The following is a 20,550-nucleotide window of genomic DNA, read 5'->3' as shown; positions in this document are numbered from 1 at the left end:
CGATGACCAGTCTGCTGAAGCAGCTTCAGGAATCCGGCCAGGCACCCTGGCTCGATTTTGTCGACCGCTCCTTCCTCAAGGAAGGCGGCCTCAAGAAACTGGTGGAAGAGGATGGCGTCACCGGCGTCACCTCCAACCCGTCGATCTTCGAGAAGGCGATGGGCCATGGCGAGGCCTATGACGAACAGTTCCAGTCGTTCGTCCAGGCCAATGCCGGCGCCAGCATCACCGACACCTACGAAGCGCTGGCGGTGAAGGACATCCAGGATGCGGCCGACACGCTGCGCCCGGTCTACGACCGGCTGGATGCCAAGGACGGCTATGTCAGCCTTGAAGTCTCGCCCTATCTCGCCAACGGCACCGAGCCGACGATCGTCGAGGCACGGCGGCTGCATGCGATGGTCGATCGCCCGAACCTGATGATCAAGGTGCCGGGCACCAAGGCCGGCGTGCCCGCGATCCGCCAGCTGATCGAGGACGGTCTGTCGATCAACGTGACGCTGCTGTTCTCGCTCGATGCCTACAAGGCGGTGGCCGAGGCCTATGTCGCGGGGCTCGAAGCGCGCGTCGCGAAGGGCGAGCCGATCGACCGGATCGCCAGCGTCGCCAGCTTCTTCGTCAGCCGTATCGACGCGCAGATCGACAAGAAGATCGACACGCGCCTGAAGAATGGCGACGGCGAGGCCGAGGCGCTCAAGGCGGTGCGCGGCAAGGTCGCCATCGCCAACGCGAAGCTGGCCTATCAGTGGTTCCTCGAATTCGTCGCGTCCGATCGCTGGCAGGCCCTGCTCGCCAAGGGCGCGCAGCCGCAGCGGCTGCTGTGGGCGTCGACCGGCACCAAGGATCCGGCCTATCCCGACACGCTCTACGTCGACAATCTGATCGGCCCGGACACGGTCGACACGCTGCCGCCCAAGACGATGGATGCGTTCCGCGATCACGGCACGCTCGCGCAGACGCTGGCCGATGGCGTGGATGAAGCCAAGCACGTGCTGGCCGAGGCCGACCGGCTCGGTCTCGATCTGGCCGGCGTGACCGAGGCGTTGGTCGAGGATGGCGTGAAACTGTTCGCCGACGCGGCAGATTCTTTGCTTGGCGCGATCGCCGCCAAGCGTGCCAAGGCGGCCGGCGCCAAGCTCAACACGATGATCGCGCAATTGCCCGACGGTCTGCAGAAGGCGGTCGATGCGCGGTTGGAGACGGCGCGCGCGGATGCGTGGACGCGCCGGCTGTGGCACGGCGACGCGACGTTGTGGACCGGCAAGGACGAGGCCAAGTGGCTCGGCTGGCTCGCCGCAGGGCAGGGCAAGCAGGTCGATTTCGCGGCGCTGAAGGCGCTCGGCGAGGAAGCCAAGGGCTACAAGGCGTCGGTGCTGCTCGGCATGGGCGGATCGAGCCTCGGGCCGGAGGTGATCGCCGAGATCATCGGGCCGAAGGACGGCAGCCCCTATGTCCACGCGCTCGATTCGACCGATCCGGGGCAGATCGCGACGACGCTGGCCGCGGTCGATCCCGCCGACACCTTGTTCCTCGTCTCGTCCAAGTCGGGCTCGACGATGGAGCCGGAGCTGCTGCGCGCGTTCTTCTTCGACAAGGCGGGCAAGCAGGGCAGCCACTTCGTCGCGGTGACCGATCCGGGCTCGAAGCTGGAGGCGCTCGCCAAGGCGGACGGCTTCGCGCACATCTTCCCCGGCGATCCGGCGATCGGCGGGCGCTATTCGGTACTGTCGGTGTTCGGCATGGTGCCGGCCGCGATCATGGGCATCGACGTCGAGGCATTCTTCGCCACGGCGGCGCCGATGGCGCAGGCGTGCGGGCCCGATGCGCCTCCTGGCGAGAATCCGGGTGCGATCCTCGGCGCGATCCTCGGCGAGGCGGCGGTCGCCGGCCGCGACAAGGTGACGTTGCTCACCTCGCCGACGCTGAAGCCGTTCGGATCGTGGCTGGAGCAGTTGCTGGCGGAATCGACCGGCAAGCTCGGCAAGGGCATCGTCCCCGTCGATCTCGAGCCGCTGTCGCCGGTCGAGGATTACGGCACCGACCGTATCTTCGCGCTGCTGACGCTGGATGGCGATGACGCATCGGAGGTGAATGCGTTCGCCGACGCGCTGGTCGCCGCCGGCCAGCCGGTCGTGCGGATCGGCCTCGCGGGCAAGGATCTGATCGGGCAGGAATTCTTCCGCTGGGAGATCGCGACCGCGATCGCCGGGGCGGTGATCGGCATCGATCCGTTCGATCAGCCCGACGTCGAGGATGCGAAGGTCAAGACGCGCGAGCTGGTCGACGCCTATGAGCAATCGGGCAGTCTCGCGCCCGAGACGCCGTTCCACGAGGACGCCGATCTCGCCTTCTTCGCGCCCGGCGATCACAGCTTCGCCGCGACCGATCCGGCGGCGATCCTTCAGGCACATTTCGCCAGCGCCAATCCGGGCGATTATGTCGGCATCCTCGCCTACATCGAGCGCAACGAGGAGCATGCGGCGGCCGTCGCGCGCATCCGCGAGGCGGTGGTGAAGGCGCACGACGTGGCGACGGTCGCGGGCTTCGGCCCGCGCTTCCTCCACTCGACCGGCCAGGCCTATAAGGGCGGGCCCAAGTCGGGCGTGTTCCTCGAAATCACGCGGCATGCCGATCCCGATCTCGCCATCCCCGGCAAGAAGGCCAGCTTCGGCACGGTGCAGGTGGCGCAGGCGCGCGGCGACCTCGACGTGCTGGCGGAGCGTGGCCAGCGCGTGCTGCGCGTCCACCTGAAGCACGACAATCTCGCCCTGCTCGAAGAGCTGGTGACCACCGCTCTCAATTCCTGATCGGAGACCAATAATGCGGATTGCGATGATCGGCCTCGGCCGAATGGGCGGCAATATCGCCCGCCGCCTGATGCGCGCCGGGCACGAGATCGTCGCCTTCGACCGCAGCGAGGAAGCGGTTGCGGCGCTGGTGAAGGACGGGGCGGTCGCGGCCGCCTCACTCGACGAGGTCAAGGGCAAGCTGGAGAAGCCGGCGGTGTTCTGGGTGATGCTGCCCGCCGGCGGCCCGACCGAGGACACGATCGCCGAGCTCGCCGCGCATGCGGAGCCGGGCGATATCATCATCGACGGCGGCAACAGCTTCTACAAGGACGACATCCGCCGCTCCAAGGAACTGGCCGAGAAGCAGGTCGACTATGTCGATGTCGGCACGTCAGGCGGCGTCTGGGGTCTCGAGCGCGGTTATTGCATGATGATCGGCGGCCCCAAGCCGGTGGTCGACCATCTCGATCCGATCTTCGACGCGCTCGCGCCGGGGCTCGGCACGATCCCGCGCACGCAGCGCGGCGACGATGCCGATCCGCGCGCCGAGAAGGGCTATATCCATGCCGGGCCGGCCGGCGCGGGCCACTTCGTCAAGATGGTCCATAACGGCATCGAATATGGCCTGATGCAGGCCTATGCCGAGGGCTTCGACATCCTGAAGGGCAAGTCGACCGACAAATTGCCCGAGGATCAGCGCTTCGATCTCAACCTGACCGATATCGCCGAGGTCTGGCGCCGCGGCAGCGTGGTCTCGTCGTGGCTGCTCGACCTGACCGCGAGCGCGCTCGCCAAGGATCCGCAGCTCGAGGGCTTCTCCGGTGTCGTCGCCGATTCCGGCGAGGGCCACTGGACGATAGAGGCGGCGATGGAGGAGGCGGTGCCCGTCACCGTGCTGAGCCACGCCTTGTTCGCCCGCTATCGCAGCCGGGTCGAGCATGTGTTCGGCGACAAGATCCTTTCGGCCATGCGGTTCGGCTTCGGCGGGCACGTCGAGATCCCGCAATGAGCGCGCAACCGCCGCAGGCGCCCGCGGCGACGCTCGTCATCCTCGGCGGCACCGGCGATCTCACCCGCCGACTGCTGATGCCGGCGCTCGTCAACCTGTGCGGCGACGGGCTGATCGGCGATGATCTCAAGATCATCGGCGTCGGCTCGCGCGAGGGCGACGACGAGATGCTGCGCGGCCTGCTCGACGAATTCGTCGCCAAGGGGCCGTGCTGGGACAAGTTGCGCGGCTGCATCTCGTATCTGCCGGGCGATTTCACCACCGACGAGCTGTTCGAGGCGCTGAAGGGCAAGGTCGGCGACGGCAACGCCGCTTTCTACCTCGCCACGCCGGGCCAGTTCTTCGGGCCGATCGTGCAGAAGCTCGCCAAGGCCGGGTTGATGGAGGAAAGCGACGGGCGCTTCCGCCGCGTGCTGGTCGAGAAGCCATACGGCCACGATCTCGCCTCGGCGCACGAGCTCAACGAGCAGATTCTGACCTGTGTCGCCGAGAGCCAAGTCTATCGCATCGACCATTTTCTGGGCAAGGAAACCGTCCAGAACATCATGGTGATGCGCTTCGCCAACGCCTTCCTCGAGGCGGCGTGGAACAATCGCTACATCGATCATGTCCAGATCACAGCGGCGGAAACCGTCGACGTGGGCTCGCGCGGGTCGTTCTACGACGCAACCGGCGCGATGCGCGACATGGTCCCGAACCATCTGTTCCAGCTGTTGGCGATGGTCGGGATGGAAGCGCCGAACGACTTCACCGCCGACGCGATCCGCACCGAGAAGGCCAAGGTGCTGAAGGCGATCCGCACGCCGACCGCCGAGGAAGCCAAGACCGAGGCGGTGCGCGGCCAATATGGCGCGGGCCGGATCGGCGACCGCGACGTCACGGCCTATACCGCGACCGCCGACGTCGCGTCCGACAGCAAGACCGAGACCTATGTCGCGCTCAAATTGTGGGTCGACAGCTGGCGCTGGGTGGGCGTGCCCTTCTACCTGCGCACCGGCAAGGCGCTGGCGGCGCGCGATACCGAGATCGTCATCACCTTCAAGCGGGTGCCGTTGGCGCTGTTCCAGGAGACGCAGGTCGATACCCTGCCGCCCAACCGCCTGATCCTGCAGATCCAGCCCGATGAGGGCATCCATCTCTGCTTCGAGGTGAAGAAGCCGGGCGCCAAGATCGACACCGCATCGGTCAGCATGGATTTCGCCTATGCCGATTGCTTCAAGATCGGCGGGCGCACCGGCTACGAGACCTTGCTCTACGACATGTTCATGGGTGACCAGACCTTGTTCCAGCGTGCAGACCAGATCGAAGCCGGATGGGCGGCGGTACAGCCGTTCCTCGACGCATGGGCGAAAGGCGAGGGCGTGATGGAAGATTATGCTCCGGGCAGCGCCGGGCCGGCGGCGGCCGACGCGCTGATCGCGCGCGACGGCATCCAGTGGCACGCGCTCGGCGCATGAGCCTGCGTCTCGTCATCTCCGACGTCGACGGCACGCTGGTCGACAAGCAGAAGCGCGTGACCGAGGGCACGATCGCCGCGGTCGGGCGGCTGCGCGACGCCGGCATCCCGTTCACGCTGATCAGCGCGCGCCCGCAATCGGGGCTGCTGCCGCTGGCGAAGCAGCTCGGCCTCACCGTGCCGATCGCGGCGTTCAACGGCGGCACGCTCATCAGCGCCGACGGCACGGTCACCGAGCGCCACGTGGTGCCCGAAGATGTGGTGCGCGAGCTGTTCGCATTGTGCGACGGCTCGGGCGCCGATCCGTGGATCTTCGCCGACGGCCGCTGGTATGCGCGCAACATGAACGGAACGCACCTCGACAGCGAGCGCCGCGCCTCGATGCAGGAGCCGGTCGCGATCGACGACATGTCGCCTTTGTTCGCCCGCGCCGACAAGGTGACGTGGGTCAGCGACGATCATGCGATGCTGAGCCCGCTCAACGATCGCGCGCAGGCGGCGTTCGGCGCGCGCGCGACGGTCGGCATGTCGCAGACCTATTATCTCGACGTGACGCACCTCTCCGCCAACAAGGGTGACGGTATCGCCACTTTGGCGCGATCTCTCGGCGTCGGTCTGGACGAGGTGGCGGTGATCGGCGACATGCCCAACGACCTGCCGATGTTCGCGCGGGCCGGCCTCGCCATCGCGATGGGGCAGGCGCCCGACGCGGTGAAGGCGAAGGCGGCGCATGTCACCACCTCGAACGAGGAGGATGGCGTCGCCCACGCGATCGACACGATTTTGCTGCCCATGGTTGGAGACACAAACGCATGAAGAAGCTGGTCGCCTTCGATCTCGACGGAACGCTGGCGCTGAGCAAGCAGCCGCTCGATGACGAGATGGCGTCGCTGCTGGCGCAGTTGCTCGATGTCGCGATGGTCGACATCATTTCGGGCGGCGATTGGCCGCAGTTCGAGAAGCAGGTCATCAGCCGCATGCCGGCCGACGCGAAGCTGGCCAACTTCATCATCCAGCCGACCACCGGCACCAAGCTTTACCGCTTCCAGGGCGGCGCCTGGACGAGCATCTATGCCGAGCTGTTCAGCGCCGAAGAGAGCCAGCACATCCGCGACTCGCTGTTCAAGGCGGTGAAGGATGGCGGCTTCGCGCAGGACCAGACGTGGGGCGAGCAGGTCGAGGATCGCGGAAGCCAGATCACATTCTCCGCGCTCGGCCAGCAGGCACCGCTGGAGGCGAAGGACAAGTGGGATCCGGATCACGCCAAGCGCCGCAAGCTGCAGTCGCTGCTGCAGGGGATGCTGCCCGATCTGTCGATCAACATGGGCGGATCGACCTCGATCGACATCACCCGCAAGGGCGTCGACAAGGCGTACGGCCTGAAGAAGCTGGCCGAGACGGTCGGCATCGCGCTCGACGACATCATGTTCCTCGGTGACGCGATCTTCCCCGGCGGCAACGATTATCCGGCAAAGCAGCTCGGCCTCGACACGGTGCGCGTGCGCGACGTGGCCGAGACCAAGGCGGTCATCACCGGCATCGTCAGCTGGATGAAATAAGGCAGCATTGGCCGGCGGGGCGGCGCTAAGGTCGCTCCACCGGCCGCGCAAGAACGAGATCGTCATAGTCGCGGCCGCCGACGCGGAAGCGGCGCTCGGCGATCGGCTCGAAGCCCGCCTTTTCGTAGAAGGCGATAGCGCGCGCATTGCACTTGTAGACGCCGAGCAGCAGCCGTTTTGCGCCACGGCGCGCCGCTTCCTCCATCGCGCAGGCCATCAACGCGGCGCCGAGGCCCTGACCGTGGAAGCGCGACAGGCTGTAGATGCGCTTGAGCTCGATATCGCCCGTCGGGTTCATGCCCGGAATGTCGGCTGCGGCGAGAAGCGCGAAACCGATCGGTGCCCCTCCGGCCGTCGTCTCAGCCAGCCACGCGCTCGCTCCGGCGGCGAGATAGGCGGAATAGGCCGCTTCGGCATGCGCATCGCGGCAATGTGCGACGATGGCGTCGCCGTCGAGGATGTCCGCGAAGGTCTCGAGGAAGGTTGCCGCACCGATCAGCGCCAGCCGGCCGCTGTCCCCGGCACTCGCCTGCCGGATCGCCCAGTCCATCGCGCCCGGCGTCAGACGACCGGCGCGCGCGTGGCCGGCCGCATTTCGCCGGCCTGCCAGATCAGCATCGTCGGCACGCCCAGCGCCACGTCGCGCGCGCGTCGCAGCAGCGACAACGCCAGCGCCGCCGCCGGATCGATCCCGACCAGAGGCGCCAGCAGTGCATAGCCCGCCTCCTGTACGCCGAGCGCACCGGGGACGAGGAAGGCGGCGCTGCGCAATGCGAAGATCGCGCTTTCCAGTGCGGCGGCGTGGGCGAGGCTGGCATGCGCCCCGATCAGCCGCAGACCGAGCCACGCCCAGAAAGCGGTCGCGCCCCACGCCGCTAGGTTGAGCAGGAATGCGGCAAGCACACGCTGCGGCTGGCGGTAGACGTCCGCCAGACGGCTGTTCACGGCCTGCGCCATCAGCCCCGCATCGGGCAGCATGCGCGCACCCAGGAATGCGGCGAAGCGCAACGCCGGGCGCTGGCACACGAAGAATAGCAGCATCAGCCCGGTCGCGATGCCGATGCCGGTCCACAGCAGCGGCAGCAGACGCGGATCGGCGCTGCCCTCGGCAAAGGCGCTGCCGAACGCCCAGATGGCGAACAGGGTGAAGATCAATTGCGCGCCCATCTCGGTCGTCAGGTCGACGATCATCGCGGCATAGATGCGCGTCGGGGCGATGCCGGCGGTCGCGAGCGTGCGCACGCCGACGACGAGGCCGCCAAGCTGCGAGAAGGGCAGCAGATCGTTGGCGGCCTCGCGCGCCATCCGCGCCCACGTGAAGCGGGGCAGACGGCTCGCGGGCTCGCCCGGCGCCGCCGCCAGCCATGCCGCACCGAGGATGACGAAGGTCACGCCACTGATCGCGCACAGCAACGCAAAGCCGGGAAGACCGACGCGCAAGGCGCTGCCCAGCACCTCATGCCAGCCCTCGCGGCCGAGCGCCCACAAAGCCGCGGCAAGGCCGAAAACCATGGCCGCGAGCAAAGGCCAGCGAAGCTTGGCGGTCATGACGTCACAGGCTTGGGGTTACCCAGAAAGCGCAGCACGAGCCGGATCGCACCGGGCACGAAGCGCGGTCGGATCAGCCGTTGGTCATAAACCGCCAGCCGGCGGTCATTCTCGGCGAGGCAGATGCGCGCCAGCTCACCGAACGATATCTCGACGCCCAGTTCCTTCGAGCCATTGAGCGTGAAATTGTTCTCTTGCGCCTTGCTGTTGTCGCCCATGCCCTTGGCCATATCGATCCGTTCCCAGATCAGGAACAGCCACACGACGATGACCTTGGCCTCGAAATAAGGCCGGCGCCACCACGGCATGTTACGGCGCCACCACGCCACCCAGTTGACGAAGAACAGGATGTGGCGGCCTTCCTCGCGCATCACCGGCTCGAACGTGTCGATCAATTCGTCGGGGAAGAAGCCGGTATCCTTGGCGACCTTGAACAGGCCGAAGCCGAAGAAGCTGTCGATGCACTCCGAATAGCCGGATCGCATGAACGCCCATTCGGGATCCTTGGGGCGCACGTAAGGCGGTTCCTCCTCCAGCTTGATGCCGTAGGAGGTCACCATGTCGTGCAGCACGATCTTGTGACGCTGCTCCTCGAACGCATCCATCTCGACGGCGCGCTTGAGCAGGGGATCGCTGAGGGATTCGCCGAACGTCTTCACGAACAGGCCGGTACGCCCCTCGGTCTGCACCGCCATATCCCAGATTGGTAACGAGGCGATCCGCGCCTGCGTCTCGGGCTCCAGCGGAGGCCAGTCGATCAGCGCGGGCTTGTAGGCGTCGTGCGTGTCGAGCAGCATGTGGCAGAAGAGCATCTTGTGCTCCGGGCTGCCCAGCTTGATCGGGCGCGGCGCGCCATCGGGATCGGGTGCGATCCGCCTCATGTCATTCATGCGGCCCTCCGTACGTCAACGAAATCGGCGAAGCGCCCGAGGCGGACGCCCCGGTTGGCGACCTCGGCCCGCACACCCGCATCGGTGAGGGCGGCGAACTCGTCGCGATAGCGGTAGCCCGCGGCATGGCCGATGAACTGGTCGGCGGTGGCAGGATGGACGTAGAGCTCGCTCAGGCCCTCGGGCAGGCGCGCAATCAGCGCACGGACCCGCCCGGCGGTCATCGCGCCGCTCCACGCGAGGCCGAACACCTGATCGGGGACGACCAGGCCGGATCGCGCCATGCGCGCGCGCGTCGCCTTGGCCCATGGCGTCGCGACCCGCTCGGCCAGCCCGTGCGGGGTCGGCTCGATCGCGTCGATGATCGCGCGCGGCTCGACCGGCGCGCGCACCGCGGCCAGCCCGTAGCGGCGGCCGGTCTCGACGATCAGCGCCCCGATCGTGGGGTGGAGGTGGAAATGCTTGTGGGCGTTGACGTGATCGAGCGGCAGCCCGGTCGCGGCGAAGGCGGCGAACTGCGCCTCGATCTCGGCACGCAACTGCTTGCGGACGCAGGGGCTGAAGAAGAAGCGCATCCCCGCGGTCGCCATATTGTCGCGGAAGCGGCCGGCCTGGTCGACCAGATCGGGCACCTGAGCAGCCGGCAGCACCGGCGTGCCGTCGACCAGCACGAGATGCAGCCCGACGCCGAGCGACGGCAGGCGCTTCGCCCGCGCGACCGCGTCGCCGCATGCCGCGCCCGATACCATCAGGCTGGCGGCGGTCAGGATGCCGTGGCGATGCGCCTGCTCGACCGCCTCGTTGACGGCAAGGTCGGCACCGAAATCGTCGGCGGTGACGATGAGGTTACGCACTTATTCCTCCCCGGCACGGGGAGGGGAACCGCCGGCGCAGCCGGTGGTGGAGGGGTTTCGAGGGCAGTCCCCTCCACCATGCTGCGCATGGTCCCCCTCCCCGTATCGGGGAGGAGCGGGACACCTATGCCGCCTCTTTGCGGTTGCGCAGGAAGTTGAAGAACTCGACGCCCTCGCGCAGGCGGCGCTTCATCATGTCGAAGTCGCGCACCATCTCGCCGACGATCGAGCCGATCTTGCGCGGGCGGAAGTAGAAGCGCTTGTACATCTCCTCGACCTTGTCGAAGATTACGCTCGCCGGCAGATGCGGGTAGGACAATTGAGCGATCTGAGTGCCGCCGTCGGTCAGCAGATGGTCGCTGCCGTCGAACCAGTTATTCTCGATCGCCTGCTTGTAGAGGAACGTGCCGGGATAGGGCGCCGCCAGCGACACCTGGATGGTGTAGGGGTTGATCTCCTTGGCGAATTCGATCGTCTCCTCGATCGTCTCCAGCGTCTCGCCCGGCAGGCCGAGGATGAAGGTGCCGTGGATCACGATGCCGAGCTCGTGGCAGTCCTTGGTGAACTGCCGCGCGACGTCGACAAGAAGGCCCTTCTTGATGTTGTGCAGGATCTTCTGGTTGCCGCTCTCATAGCCGACAAGCAGCAGGCGCAGGCCGTTGGCCTTCAGCACCTCCAGCGTCTTCCTCGGTACGTTGGCCTTGGCGTTGCAGCTCCACGACACCTTGAAGCCCGGCTTGCCGAAGCCGAGTTCGCCCAGCGCGCGCGCCAGATCCTCGACGCGATCGTGCACGTCGGTCAGCGTGTCGTCGTCGAAGAAGATTTCCTTCACCTGCGGCATCTCGCGCAGGATGTACTGCACCTCCTCGATCACCTTGGGGATCGAGCGGAAGCGGTAATTGTGCCCGCCGATCGTCTGCGGCCACAGGCAGAAGGTGCAGCGGCTCTTGCAGCCGCGACCGGTGTAGAAGCTGACATAAGGGTGGCGCAGATAGCCGCCGAAATATTTCTCGATCGTCAGGTCGCGCTTGTAGACCGGCGAGACCATCGGGAGGACGTCCATGTCCTCGATCATCGCGCGGTTCTTGTTGGTGACGAAATTGCCGTCGGGCGCGCGCCACGTGATGCCGTCCACCTCGGCGAGCGGCTTGCCCTGCGCCACCTCGAGGATGGTGAAATCATATTCCTCGCGCGCGACGAAATCGATGTCGGGGCTGGCGGCAAGGCTCTTGTCCGGCTCGACCGCGACCTTGGCGCCGACGAAACCGACCAACGCCTTGGGATTGCGCTGCTTGATGAGCGCGGCGGTGCGGATGTCCTGCCCGAAGCTGGGCGTGGAGGTGTGGAGGACGACGAGTTCCTTGCCGTCCACCTCGTGCGCGATGTCATCCCAGCCCTGGTCGTGCGCGGGCGCGTCGATCAGGCGCGAGCCTTCCACCATCGCTGCGGGCTGGGCGAGCCAGGTCGGATACCAGAACGACTTCACCTCGCGCTTCATCTGGTAGCGCGCGCCGGCGCCGCCGTCATAGCCGTCGAACGAAGGAGCCTGGAGGAAGAGGGTACGCAGCATGGACGGTCAATTCTCCGGTTCGGGCGCGATGCGCCCTTCATTCCCTATTCTAAGCCTTAGCCCACGCCATTCAACCGATCGCGCGAAGAAGGATGCGACGAACAGGGCGAAGGAGAGGCAATCGCGCAACAAAATCAGACGTCGCGGGGCGCTGGACGTGCCGACGAGCCGATCGACGCGGGTGACGAGGGCCAGCCGCGCGGCCAGCCCGGCGATCAATGCGATCGCCCCGCCAAGCGGCGCAAACGGCAGGGCCAGCAGCGCGAACGCCAGCGGGTGAGTCGCGATCTGGCCGATATGGCCGATCGGGTCGATGCCGCGGATCGTGGCGGTCCAGCGCAATTCGTGGGCAGCCAGCGCGCGCAGGCTCGGTTCGTCGCAGCTGTGCGTCACCACCATCGGCGGCACCGCGACCCGCAGCCCGAGCGCGCGCACGCCGACGCCGATCTGGTAATCGTCGGCCAGCACGTCGCGCAGGCTCTCGAATCCACCGATCCGCGCCAACGTGTCGCGGCGCAGCGCGATGGTCGATCCCATGCACGGATCGGCGAGGCCGAAGCGCAGCCCGACCAGCACCGAGGGCAGAAACTGGTAGCTCACCGCCGCGGCACTCAGCACCGACCAGAAGCCCGCATCGCCGCGCCCGCGATAGACGCAGGTGACGGCGCCCACGCCCGGCTGCGCCAGCGTCGCGGCGAGGGTGGCGAGGTAATCGGGGCCGACGCTCATGTCGCTGTCGCTCAGCACCAGCAGGTCGGTGGTCGTGAACGGCATCATGTTGACGAGGTTCGAGACTTTGGCGTTGGCACCGTGGGCGGTGTCGTCGATCACGATCCGGACGTCGCCGTCGAGCCGACGCGCGACGGCGACCGCCGGATCGTCGAGGCGCTGGACGCCTGCCACCATCTCGACCGGCGCCGTCCAGCGCTGGCGCAGGAAGGTCGCGAGATTGTCCGCCAGCCGCGGCTCGGCGCCATAAAGCGGCTTCAGCAGCGTCACCGGCTCCGGCGCGGCAGGCGCTGCCGCGGGCAGGCGGCCGAAGCGCGCCACCGTGGCGGCAGCGACGATCGTGTAGACCGTGCCGATCGCGGACAGCAAAAGGAAGGGGAGCGCGATGAGGCTCATCGGCCACGCCCTTAGGCCGCTTTGGGCGCGCGCGAAACCGGCGGGTTCCATGGCCGCTCGCTTGGGGCTAACGCGCCCTCCGCTGGAGGGCTGATGGTCGAATCAAAGGGATTGGTGCTGGTGACCGGCGTGTCCGGCTTCGTCGGGTCGGCGGTGGCGCGCGCCTTCGTCGATGCGGGTTACGCCGTGCGCGGGATGGCGCGTGGCGGCAGCGATCGCACGAATCTGGCGGATTTCCCCGGCGAAGTCGTGACCGGGGACATGATGGACAAAGCCAGCGTCGTCGCGGCGCTGCGCGGCACCGATTATCTTGCGCACGTCGCCGCCGACTATCGCCTGTGGGCGCGCGATCCCGAGGAGATCGTGCGCCACAACCGCTTCGGCACCAAGACGGTGATGGACGCGGCGCTGACCGCCGGCACCAGGCGCATCGTCTACACCAGCAGCGTCGCCACGATAAAGCCGATGAAGGTCGCGCCGGCCGACGAGGAAAGGCCGCTGCCCGAGGATCAGGCGATCGGCGCCTACAAGCGCAGCAAGGTGGTCGCCGAGCGGCTGGTGGAGCGGATGGTCGGCGAGCAGGGGCTGCCGGCGATCATCGTCAACCCCTCGACCCCGATCGGCCCGCGCGACGTGAAGCCGACGCCGACCGGACGGATGCTGATCGAGGCGGCAAAGGGCAAGCTGCCCGCATTCGTCGATACCGGGCTCAACTTCGTCCATGTCGACGATGTCGCGCGTGGGCACGTGCTGGCGCTGGAGCGCGGGCTGGCGGGGCGACGCTACATCCTGGGCGGCGACGACGTGACGCTGGGCGCGTTCCTGGCCGAAGTGGCGCGGCAGGTCGGGCGCAAGCCGCCGCGCGTGAAGCTGCCGATCCTGCCGCTGATCCCGCTCGCCTTCGGTGCCGAGCGGGTCGCGCGGATCACCGGGCGCGAGCCGATGCTGACGCGCGACGCGCTGAAGATGGCGCGCCGCCATATGTTCTTCAGCTCCGCCCGCGCGAAGGCCGAGCTCGGCTATGCGTCGCGGCCGTGGAGCGAGGGCGTGACCGATGCGCTCGCCTGGTTCCGTTCGGCCGGGATGCTGGGATGACGATCGCGGCGGGCCTGTCGCTCGCAATCTGGCTGTATCTCGTGCTCGGCCACGCGCGTTTCTGGCGCGCCGACCAGACCGACACGGCGCCGATCGTCGCTCCGGCCGCATGGCCGGCGGTGCTCGCGGTCGTGCCGGCGCGCGACGAGGCGCCGGTGATCGGCCGCGCAGTCGCCTCGCTGCTGGCGCAGGATTATCCCGGCGCGCTGACGGTAGTGCTGGTCGATGACGGCAGCCGCGACGGCACCGCCGATTTCGCGCGCGAGGCGGCGGCGGGCGACCCGCGGCTGCAGATCGTCGCCGGCTCCGCGCCGCCCGCCGGCTGGACCGGCAAATTGTGGGCACTCGAAAACGGCCTGCGCCAGTCGAGCAAGGGTGCGCCGTGGCTGTGGTTCAGCGACGCCGATATCGCGCATGCCCCCGATACGCTGCGCATGCTGGTGGCGCGCGGCGAGAATGAGGGGCTCGCGCTTCACTCGTCGATGGCGCTGCTGGAGACGGGCGGGTTCGCCGAGCGCGCGCTGATCCCGGCCTTCGTCTTCTTCTTCCAGATGCTCTACCCGTTCGCGCGGGTGAACGATCCGGCCGACCGCATGGCGGCGGCGGCGGGCGGGTGCATGCTGATCCGGCGCAGCGCACTCAAGGGCGCGGGCGGCCTCGCCACGATCGCCAGCGCGATCATCGACGATTGCGCGATGGGCGTCGCGATGAAGGGGCAGGGGCCGGTGCGGCTGGCGCTCACCCACCGCTCGCGCAGCATCCGACCCTATGGCGGCTGGGGCGCGATCGGCGCGATGATCGCGCGTTCGGCCTATGCTCAGTTGCGTTACTCGCGCGCCTTGCTGGTCGGCACATTGCTCGGGCTGGCCTTGGTCTATCTCGTTCCTCCGGCGGCGGCGCTGTTCGGCCACGGGCTTGCGCGTGCGTTCGGCTTGGGCGCATGGGGCCTGATGACCGTCGCGTTCCAGCCGATGCTGCATTTCTATCGCCGTTCGCCGCTGTGGGGCGTGGCGCTGCCCGCGATCGCGCTGTTCTATAGCGGCGCCACCTTCGCGAGCGCGTGGGCGCATTGGCGCGGGCGCGGCGGCATGTGGAAGGGGCGCGCGCAGGCGCAGCTCGGGGCATGACGAAGGCTGCCAATCTCGCTTCGGGCAAGGGGCACAAGGACGAGAATTTCCCGGTCGCCTCGCGCCTGATCCGGCCGGCGCATCGCGCGCCGATCATGGCCTATTACCGCTTCGCACGTGCCGCCGATGACGTCTCCGACAATATGGTGGCGAGCGCGGACGAGAAGCTCGCCGGGCTGGAGGCGATGCGCGCCAGCCTGTCCGGCGAGAGCAATTCCGAGCCGACCGCGGTCGCCCTGCGCAGCGTATGTCGCGAGCGCGGGCTCGATCCGGTGCACGGCCTCGATTTGCTGGAGGCGTTCCGCCGCGACGTCACCAAGCTGCGCTACGACGATTGGGACGACCTGATCGATTATTGCCGTGTCTCGGCGATGCCGGTCGGCCGGTTCGTGCTCGACGTGCATGGCGAGGATCGCGCGCTGTGGCCGGCGAACGACGCGTTGTGCGCCGCGTTGCAGATCATCAATCACCTGCAGGATTGCGGGAAGGATTATCGCGATCTCGACCGCGTCTATTTGCCGCAGGACATGCTCGCCGCCGCGGGTGCGCGAACCGACGAACTGGTGGCGCCGCATGCCTCGCCGGCGCTGCGTTCGGTGATCGTCCAGTGCGCCGCACGCTGCCAGGATCTGCTGATGGTCTCGGCGCGCTTCGCGGGGGAAATCCGCGACGCCCGGCTCGGCATGGAGGTGGCGGTGATCCAGCGCCTCGCGATCAGCCTCGCGGCGCGGCTGCGCCGCCGCGATCCGCTGGCGGAACGCGTCGTGCACGGCAAGGCGGAGGCGCTGGGCCTCGCCGCGCAGGCGGCGCTCGGCCGCTGGATCGGCGGCCGATCGTGAACGCCAATACCGCCCGCGGCAGCTCGTTCTACGCCGGCATGCGCGTGCTGCCGCCGGCCGAGCGCGAGGCGATGTACGCCATCTATGCTTTCTGTCGCGAGGTCGACGACATCGCTGACGATCAGGCAGGCGAGCGCGCGGATCGCGCGGTCGCGCTCGACCAGTGGCGCGCCGACATTGCCGATCTCTATGACGGCGGCAGCGGCGGCAAGGCGGCCTATCTGTCGGAGGCGGTGCGCCGCTTCGGCTGCCTTCAGGTCGATTTCAACGCGGTGATCGACGGCATGGCGATGGACGTCGCGCGCGACATACGCTGGCCGCAGCATCGCGAGCTGGATCTCTATTGCGATCGCGTGGCGAGCGCGGTCGGCCGGTTGTCGGTGCGCGTGTTCGGCATGGAGGAGCAGCCGGGGCTGGCGCTGTCGCACCATCTCGGTCGCGCGCTCCAGCTCACCAACATCCTGCGCGATATCGACGAGGATGCCGCGATCGGGCGCGTCTACCTGCCGCGCGAGGCGATCGAGACGGCGGGTATCCGCGTTGGCGACATCGCCAAGGTGATCGACGATCCGCGCATCGATCAGGTCGCGCAGGGCCTTGCCGCCGAGGCGCGCGTCCACTTCGCGCAGGCACAGGCGATCCTCGACCGGCGCCCGCGCGGCCATCTGATCGCACCGCGGCTGATGGCCGGCGCCTACGCCATGCTGCTGCGGCGGATGGTGGCGAAGGGCTGGACGCCGCCGCGCAGCCGGGTGGGGCACAACAAGCTGCGGCTTGCCTGGCTGCTATTGCGCCTGAAGCTGTCGCGATGAGGCGCGCGCATGTGATCGGGGCGGGGCTGGCCGGGCTCAGCGCGGCCGTGCGCCTGGCGGAGCGCGGCTGGAAGGTGACGGTATCGGAGGCGGCGACACAGGCCGGCGGCCGCTGCCGCTCCTATCTCGATCCGCAGCTCGGCCTGACGATCGACAACGGCAATCATCTGGTGTTGAGCGGCAATCACGCCGTCCACGATTATCTGAACACGATCGACGCCGCCGATCGGCTCGACGGACCGGAGGATGCGCGCTTCCCCTTCATGGACCTGAGCGACGGGACGCGCTGGACGCTCCATCCCAATGCCGGACCGATCCCGTGGTGGGTGTTCGCGAAAAAAAGGCGCGTGCCCGGCACCAAGGTGCGCGACTATCTGCCGCTCAAGCGTCTGATCGGCGCGCCCGACGATGCCGAGGTGCGCGACCGGATGCCGGTGACGGGCACGGTATGGCGGCGGCTGTTCGAGCCGTTCCTCGTCGCCGCGCTCAACACGCAGGCCGAGATCGGGTCGGCCGCGCTCGCCGGCGCGGTGGTGGGGGAGACGCTTGCCAAGGGCGGGCGCGCCTGCCGCCCGCGCATCGCCACGCCCAGCCTCGCCGCCGCGTTCGTCGATCCGGCGCTGGCGTGGCTGGAGCGGCATGGGGCGACCATCCGCCTCGGCCGGCGCGTGCGCGCGCTGGGGATCGAGGGCGGCCGCGTGACCACGCTGACCTTCGCCGAGGGGATCGAGCCGGTCGGCGCGAACGGCGTCGTGATCCTCGCCACACCGAGCTGGGGCGCGGCCGAATTGCTGCCGAGCCTGACCGTGCCCGACCGCCACCATTCGATCGTCAACGCGCATTTCCGCGTGACGCCGCCCGCCGGCGCCGATCCGATCGTCGGCCTCGTCGGCGGCACGGCGGAATGGGTGTTCGCTTTCCCCGATCGCGTCTCGACCACGACCAGCGCTGCCGACCGCCTCGACGGCACCGATCGCGAGGAGCTCGCGCGCACGATCTGGGGCGAGGTGGCGCGGGTCCATGGCCTCAAGGGGCCGATGCCCGCGTGGCAGATCGTGCGCGAAAAGCGCGCGACCTTCTCCGCCACGCCCGAGCAGGATGCGAAGCGCCCGGCGGCCGATGCGACGGGGCTTGCCAACCTGCTGCTCGCGGGCGACTGGACACGCACCGGCCTCCCGGCGACGATCGAGGGAGCGATCCGTTCGGGAGCGACCGCAGCGAAGATGGCAGCGCAGCATGTACCGGCCTGAACCCGACACCGCTTTCCCCGATCCGCTGTCGGGGGTGGAGGCGGCGATCGGCCGCGCCTCGACCGCGCTTGGCGATGTGCAGCGCGACGACGGCCATTGGGTGTTCGAGCTGGAGGCGGATTGCACCATCCCCGCCGAATATATCCTGCTGCGCCACTATCTCGCCGAGCCCGACGATCTGGAGATGGAGGCCGGGATCGGCCGCTACCTGCGGCGGATTCAGGCCGATCATGGCGGCTGGAGCCTCTATCATGGCGGCAGCTTCGATCTCTCGGCGACGGTGAAGGCCTATTATGCGCTGAAGATGATCGGCGACGATATCGACGCGCCGCACATGGCGCGCGCGCGGGCGGCGGTGCTGGCGGCCGGCGGCGCGGGCAATGCCAACGTCTTCACCCGCATCCAGCTGGCGCTGTACGGCGCGGGGCCGTGGTCGACCGTGCCGACCATGCCGCCCGAGATCATCCTGCTCCCGCGCCGCTTCCCGATCCACCTGTCTAAAATGTCCTATTGGGCGCGCACGGTGATCGTGCCGTTGCTCGTGCTGCAGACATTGCGTCCGCTCGCGCGCAACCCGCGCGGGGTGAAGGTGGACGAGCTCTACGCGTCGGGGCCGCTCGCTTTCTCCCGCGCGAGCGAGGGCAAGTGGCTGTGGGTCAACGGCTTCAAGGCGCTCGACGTCGGTCTCAAGCGGTTCGAGCGCTTCTGGCCGAAGGGTCTGCGCAGGCGCGCGCTGAAGGCGTGCGAGGATTTCGTGCTGGAGCGGTTGAACGGCGAGGATGGGCTCGGCGCCATTTATCCCGCGATGGCCAACAGCGTGATGATGTTCGACGTGCTCGGCTATCCCGACGATCATCCGGCGCGGAAGCTCGCGCGCACCTCTGTCGAGAAATTGCTCGTCCGCCGCGCGGATGGCGAAATCTATTGCCAGCCCTGCGTCTCGCCGGTGTGGGATACCGCGCTCGCCGCGCAGGCGATGCAGGAGGTCGGCGGCCAGGCGGCCGAGGCGACCGTAACCGAGGGGCTCGGCTGGCTCAAGCCGCTGCAGGTGCTCGACGTGAAGGGCGACTGGTCCGATGTGCGGCCCGACGTGCGTCCGGGCGGCTGGGCGTTCCAGTATCGCAACGACCATTATCCCGATCTCGACGATACCGCCGTGGTCGTGATGACGATGGATCAGGCGCAGCGGCGCGGCATCGCCGGCGATCTGGACGAGGCGATCGCGCGCGGGCGCGAATGGGTGCTCGGCCTGCAGTCGACCGACGGCGGCTGGGGCGCGTTCGAGGCCGACAACGCATATTATTATCTCAACGACCTTCCCTTTGCCGATCATGGCGCGCTGCTCGATCCGCCGACCGCCGACGTCACCGCGCGCTGCGTGTCGATGCTGGCGCAGCTCGGCCGGCCCGAGGATAGCGAGGCGATCGCGCGCGGCGTCGCGTGGCTCGAGCGCGATCAGCATCCCGAGGGCAGCTGGTGGGGGCGCTGGGGCGTGAACCATGTCTATGGCACCTGGTCGGTGCTGTGTGCGCTCAACGTCGCCGGGGTCGATCCGCAGACGCCGATGGTGCGGCGCGCGGTCGACTGGCTGGTGTCGATCCAGAATGCGGATGGCGGCTGGGGCGAGAGTTGCGACAGCTACGCGCTCGACCGCAAAGGCCACGAACATGCGCCGTCCAACCCGTCGCAGACCGGCTGGGCGCTGCTCGCCTTGATGGCGGTGGGCGAGGTCGATGCCGAGGCGGTCGCGCGTGGCGTCGAGTGGCTGCAGGCCAATCAGGACGCGGACGGCCTGTGGGGGCAGGAGGATTATGTCGGCGGTGGTTTCCCGCGCGTCTTCTACCTGCGCTACCACGGCTATCCCAAATATTTCCCGCTGTGGGCGCTCGCCCGCTATCGCAACCTGAAGCGCGGCAATCTCCGCCGACCCACGGAGGGGATGTGAGCCCGATCATCGTCGCGACCGGCTTCAACCGCGAGGCGGCGATCGTCGCCGGGCCGGGCATCGTCACCGTCGCGGGTGGGGGCAATGCGGCGGGGCTCGAGCAGAAATTGCAGGCGGCGGTCGCGCGGGGTGCGGCCGGCATTGCCAGCTTCGGGCTGACTGGTGGCCTCGCCGACGGCCTCGCGATCGGCGACTGGGTGGTGGGTGACGCAATCGCCGGCGCGATCGACCTCGCCTGCGATCCGCACTGGCGCGATGCGCTGGCGGCGCGGCTGCCCGGCGCGCGCGTCGGCACCTTCTTCGCCGACGGCCGCATGATCGATACCGTGGCGGAAAAGCGCGCGCTCGGCCGCCGCCACACCGCGCTGGCGGTCGATATGGAGAGCCACATCGCCGCCAGGGTGGCGCAGGCGCATGGCCTGCCCTTCGCCATCGTCCGCATCATCTCGGACGAGGTCGATCACCTGCTGCCGCACGCCATCACCGTCAGCATGCGCCCCGATGGCGGGATCGATGCCGCGGCGATGGCGAAGAGCCTCGCCGCCCGTCCGGCGCAGATCGCCGACGTGGTGCGCACGACGCGGCTGTTCGCGCGGGGCTTTCGTGGCCTCAAGCAGGGTGCCGCGCGGATCGGGCCGAGGATGGCCTTTCCCGGCTGATCGGCCAATCGGGATTGTCGACA

General features: G+C 68.3%; 18 protein-coding genes. 12 read left to right on the top strand and 6 right to left on the bottom strand.

What is annotated here, in order from left to right; all coding sequences use genetic code 11:
• Positions 1–2 precede the first annotated feature (2 nt).
• From K8P63_RS14190 to K8P63_RS14170, 5 genes are read left to right on the top strand one after another with little or no spacing between them, the layout of a single operon-like run.
• Positions 3–2,807: a bifunctional transaldolase/phosoglucose isomerase gene (locus tag K8P63_RS14190; RefSeq protein ID WP_223796674.1), complete on the top strand. Its 2,805-nt coding sequence runs from the start codon at positions 3–5 to the stop codon at positions 2,805–2,807.
• A gap of 13 nt (positions 2,808–2,820) precedes the next feature.
• Positions 2,821–3,798: a phosphogluconate dehydrogenase (NAD(+)-dependent, decarboxylating) gene (gene gnd / locus K8P63_RS14185; RefSeq protein ID WP_223796673.1), complete on the top strand. Its 978-nt coding sequence runs from the start codon at positions 2,821–2,823 to the stop codon at positions 3,796–3,798.
• Positions 3,795–5,255 (top strand): glucose-6-phosphate dehydrogenase, encoded by a 1,461-nt coding sequence (gene zwf, locus K8P63_RS14180; RefSeq protein WP_223796672.1) that lies wholly within the window; start codon positions 3,795–3,797, stop codon positions 5,253–5,255. The genes gnd and zwf overlap by 4 nt, the downstream gene beginning before the upstream one ends.
• Positions 5,252–6,070 carry a Cof-type HAD-IIB family hydrolase gene (locus K8P63_RS14175; RefSeq protein WP_223796671.1) on the top strand — a complete coding sequence of 273 codons (819 nt, stop codon included), beginning with the start codon at positions 5,252–5,254 and terminating at the stop codon, positions 6,068–6,070. The genes zwf and K8P63_RS14175 overlap by 4 nt, the downstream gene beginning before the upstream one ends.
• Positions 6,067–6,813, top strand: coding sequence for an HAD-IIB family hydrolase (locus K8P63_RS14170; RefSeq protein ID WP_223796670.1), 747 nt, complete (start codon positions 6,067–6,069; stop codon positions 6,811–6,813). The genes K8P63_RS14175 and K8P63_RS14170 overlap by 4 nt, the downstream gene beginning before the upstream one ends.
• A gap of 25 nt (positions 6,814–6,838) precedes the next feature.
• Here the strand turns inward: K8P63_RS14170 and K8P63_RS14165 are convergent, their stop codons facing one another.
• The 6 genes from K8P63_RS14165 to hpnI all read right to left on the bottom strand — a co-directional run bounded on the left by K8P63_RS14165 (position 6,839) and on the right by hpnI (position 12,800).
• Complete coding sequence (locus tag K8P63_RS14165) at positions 6,839–7,363, bottom strand: GNAT family N-acetyltransferase (RefSeq protein ID WP_223796669.1); 525 nt, start codon at positions 7,361–7,363, stop codon at positions 6,839–6,841.
• An 11-nt stretch (positions 7,364–7,374) separates the two neighbouring features.
• Positions 7,375–8,361, bottom strand: coding sequence for a lysylphosphatidylglycerol synthase domain-containing protein (locus K8P63_RS14160; protein WP_223796668.1), 987 nt, complete (start codon positions 8,359–8,361; stop codon positions 7,375–7,377).
• A complete protein-coding gene (locus K8P63_RS14155; RefSeq protein ID WP_223796667.1) occupies positions 8,358–9,251 on the bottom strand; it encodes a ferritin-like domain-containing protein in 894 nt (297 codons plus the stop codon). Before K8P63_RS14155 ends, K8P63_RS14160 begins: the two co-directional genes overlap by 4 nt.
• Positions 9,248–10,105, bottom strand: a complete 858-nt coding sequence (hpnK, locus tag K8P63_RS14150; protein ID WP_223796666.1) for a hopanoid biosynthesis-associated protein HpnK — start codon at positions 10,103–10,105, stop codon at positions 9,248–9,250. The genes K8P63_RS14155 and hpnK overlap by 4 nt, the downstream gene beginning before the upstream one ends.
• 124 nt (positions 10,106–10,229) lie before the next feature.
• On the bottom strand, positions 10,230–11,675 hold the full coding sequence (gene hpnJ, locus K8P63_RS14145; RefSeq protein ID WP_223796665.1) for a hopanoid biosynthesis associated radical SAM protein HpnJ: 1,446 nt from the start codon (positions 11,673–11,675) through the stop codon (positions 10,230–10,232).
• A gap of 6 nt (positions 11,676–11,681) precedes the next feature.
• Positions 11,682–12,800 (bottom strand): bacteriohopanetetrol glucosamine biosynthesis glycosyltransferase HpnI, encoded by a 1,119-nt coding sequence (gene hpnI, locus K8P63_RS14140; RefSeq protein ID WP_223796664.1) that lies wholly within the window; start codon positions 12,798–12,800, stop codon positions 11,682–11,684.
• Positions 12,801–12,893: 93 nt separating this feature from the next.
• Between hpnI and hpnA the strand changes: the two genes are divergently transcribed.
• The 7 genes from hpnA to K8P63_RS14105 are packed head-to-tail and all read left to right on the top strand — an operon-like array spanning position 12,894 to position 20,527.
• Entirely contained in the window at positions 12,894–13,895 is a 1,002-nt protein-coding gene (gene hpnA / locus K8P63_RS14135) for a hopanoid-associated sugar epimerase (RefSeq protein WP_223796663.1), read from the top strand.
• Positions 13,892–15,022 (top strand): glycosyltransferase, encoded by a 1,131-nt coding sequence (locus tag K8P63_RS14130; protein ID WP_223796662.1) that lies wholly within the window; start codon positions 13,892–13,894, stop codon positions 15,020–15,022. The genes hpnA and K8P63_RS14130 overlap by 4 nt, the downstream gene beginning before the upstream one ends.
• On the top strand, positions 15,019–15,861 hold the full coding sequence (hpnC, locus tag K8P63_RS14125; protein WP_223796661.1) for a squalene synthase HpnC: 843 nt from the start codon (positions 15,019–15,021) through the stop codon (positions 15,859–15,861). The genes K8P63_RS14130 and hpnC overlap by 4 nt, the downstream gene beginning before the upstream one ends.
• A gap of 38 nt (positions 15,862–15,899) precedes the next feature.
• Complete coding sequence (gene hpnD, locus K8P63_RS14120) at positions 15,900–16,673, top strand: presqualene diphosphate synthase HpnD (RefSeq protein ID WP_263282731.1); 774 nt, start codon at positions 15,900–15,902, stop codon at positions 16,671–16,673.
• The gene (hpnE, locus tag K8P63_RS14115) at positions 16,670–17,923 is read left to right on the top strand and encodes a hydroxysqualene dehydroxylase HpnE (protein WP_223796659.1); all 1,254 of its coding nucleotides are present in this window, start codon (positions 16,670–16,672) and stop codon (positions 17,921–17,923) included. Before hpnD ends, hpnE begins: the two co-directional genes overlap by 4 nt.
• Positions 17,910–19,868, top strand: coding sequence for a squalene--hopene cyclase (gene shc, locus K8P63_RS14110; RefSeq protein ID WP_223796658.1), 1,959 nt, complete (start codon positions 17,910–17,912; stop codon positions 19,866–19,868). Before hpnE ends, shc begins: the two co-directional genes overlap by 14 nt.
• Positions 19,865–20,527 (top strand): phosphorylase family protein, encoded by a 663-nt coding sequence (locus K8P63_RS14105; protein WP_223796657.1) that lies wholly within the window; start codon positions 19,865–19,867, stop codon positions 20,525–20,527. Before shc ends, K8P63_RS14105 begins: the two co-directional genes overlap by 4 nt.
• Positions 20,528–20,550 lie beyond the last annotated feature (23 nt).

This window comes from Sphingomonas nostoxanthinifaciens, from assembly GCF_019930585.1.
GTDB lineage: Bacteria > Pseudomonadota > Alphaproteobacteria > Sphingomonadales > Sphingomonadaceae > Sphingomonas_I > Sphingomonas_I nostoxanthinifaciens.
Note: the sequence above shows the minus strand (reverse complement) of the source record. Positions and strands in the feature narration are given on the sequence as shown.

Coding starts and splice junctions, on each gene's coding strand:
- K8P63_RS14165 (WP_223796669.1), bottom strand. CDS start 7,363: ATGGACTGGGCGATCCGGCAGGCGAGTGCCGGGGACAGCGGCCGGCTG.
- K8P63_RS14170 (WP_223796670.1), top strand. CDS start 6,067: ATGAAGAAGCTGGTCGCCTTCGATCTCGACGGAACGCTGGCGCTGAGC.
- hpnC (WP_223796661.1), top strand. CDS start 15,019: ATGACGAAGGCTGCCAATCTCGCTTCGGGCAAGGGGCACAAGGACGAG.
- zwf (WP_223796672.1), top strand. CDS start 3,795: ATGAGCGCGCAACCGCCGCAGGCGCCCGCGGCGACGCTCGTCATCCTC.
- K8P63_RS14130 (WP_223796662.1), top strand. CDS start 13,892: ATGACGATCGCGGCGGGCCTGTCGCTCGCAATCTGGCTGTATCTCGTG.
- hpnA (WP_223796663.1), top strand. CDS start 12,894: ATGGTCGAATCAAAGGGATTGGTGCTGGTGACCGGCGTGTCCGGCTTC.
- K8P63_RS14155 (WP_223796667.1), bottom strand. CDS start 9,251: ATGAATGACATGAGGCGGATCGCACCCGATCCCGATGGCGCGCCGCGC.
- K8P63_RS14175 (WP_223796671.1), top strand. CDS start 5,252: ATGAGCCTGCGTCTCGTCATCTCCGACGTCGACGGCACGCTGGTCGAC.
- hpnE (WP_223796659.1), top strand. CDS start 16,670: ATGAGGCGCGCGCATGTGATCGGGGCGGGGCTGGCCGGGCTCAGCGCG.
- hpnD (WP_263282731.1), top strand. CDS start 15,900: ATGCGCGTGCTGCCGCCGGCCGAGCGCGAGGCGATGTACGCCATCTAT.
- shc (WP_223796658.1), top strand. CDS start 17,910: ATGTACCGGCCTGAACCCGACACCGCTTTCCCCGATCCGCTGTCGGGG.
- gnd (WP_223796673.1), top strand. CDS start 2,821: ATGCGGATTGCGATGATCGGCCTCGGCCGAATGGGCGGCAATATCGCC.
- hpnI (WP_223796664.1), bottom strand. CDS start 12,800: ATGAGCCTCATCGCGCTCCCCTTCCTTTTGCTGTCCGCGATCGGCACG.
- K8P63_RS14160 (WP_223796668.1), bottom strand. CDS start 8,361: ATGACCGCCAAGCTTCGCTGGCCTTTGCTCGCGGCCATGGTTTTCGGC.
- K8P63_RS14190 (WP_223796674.1), top strand. CDS start 3: ATGACCAGTCTGCTGAAGCAGCTTCAGGAATCCGGCCAGGCACCCTGG.
- hpnJ (WP_223796665.1), bottom strand. CDS start 11,675: ATGCTGCGTACCCTCTTCCTCCAGGCTCCTTCGTTCGACGGCTATGAC.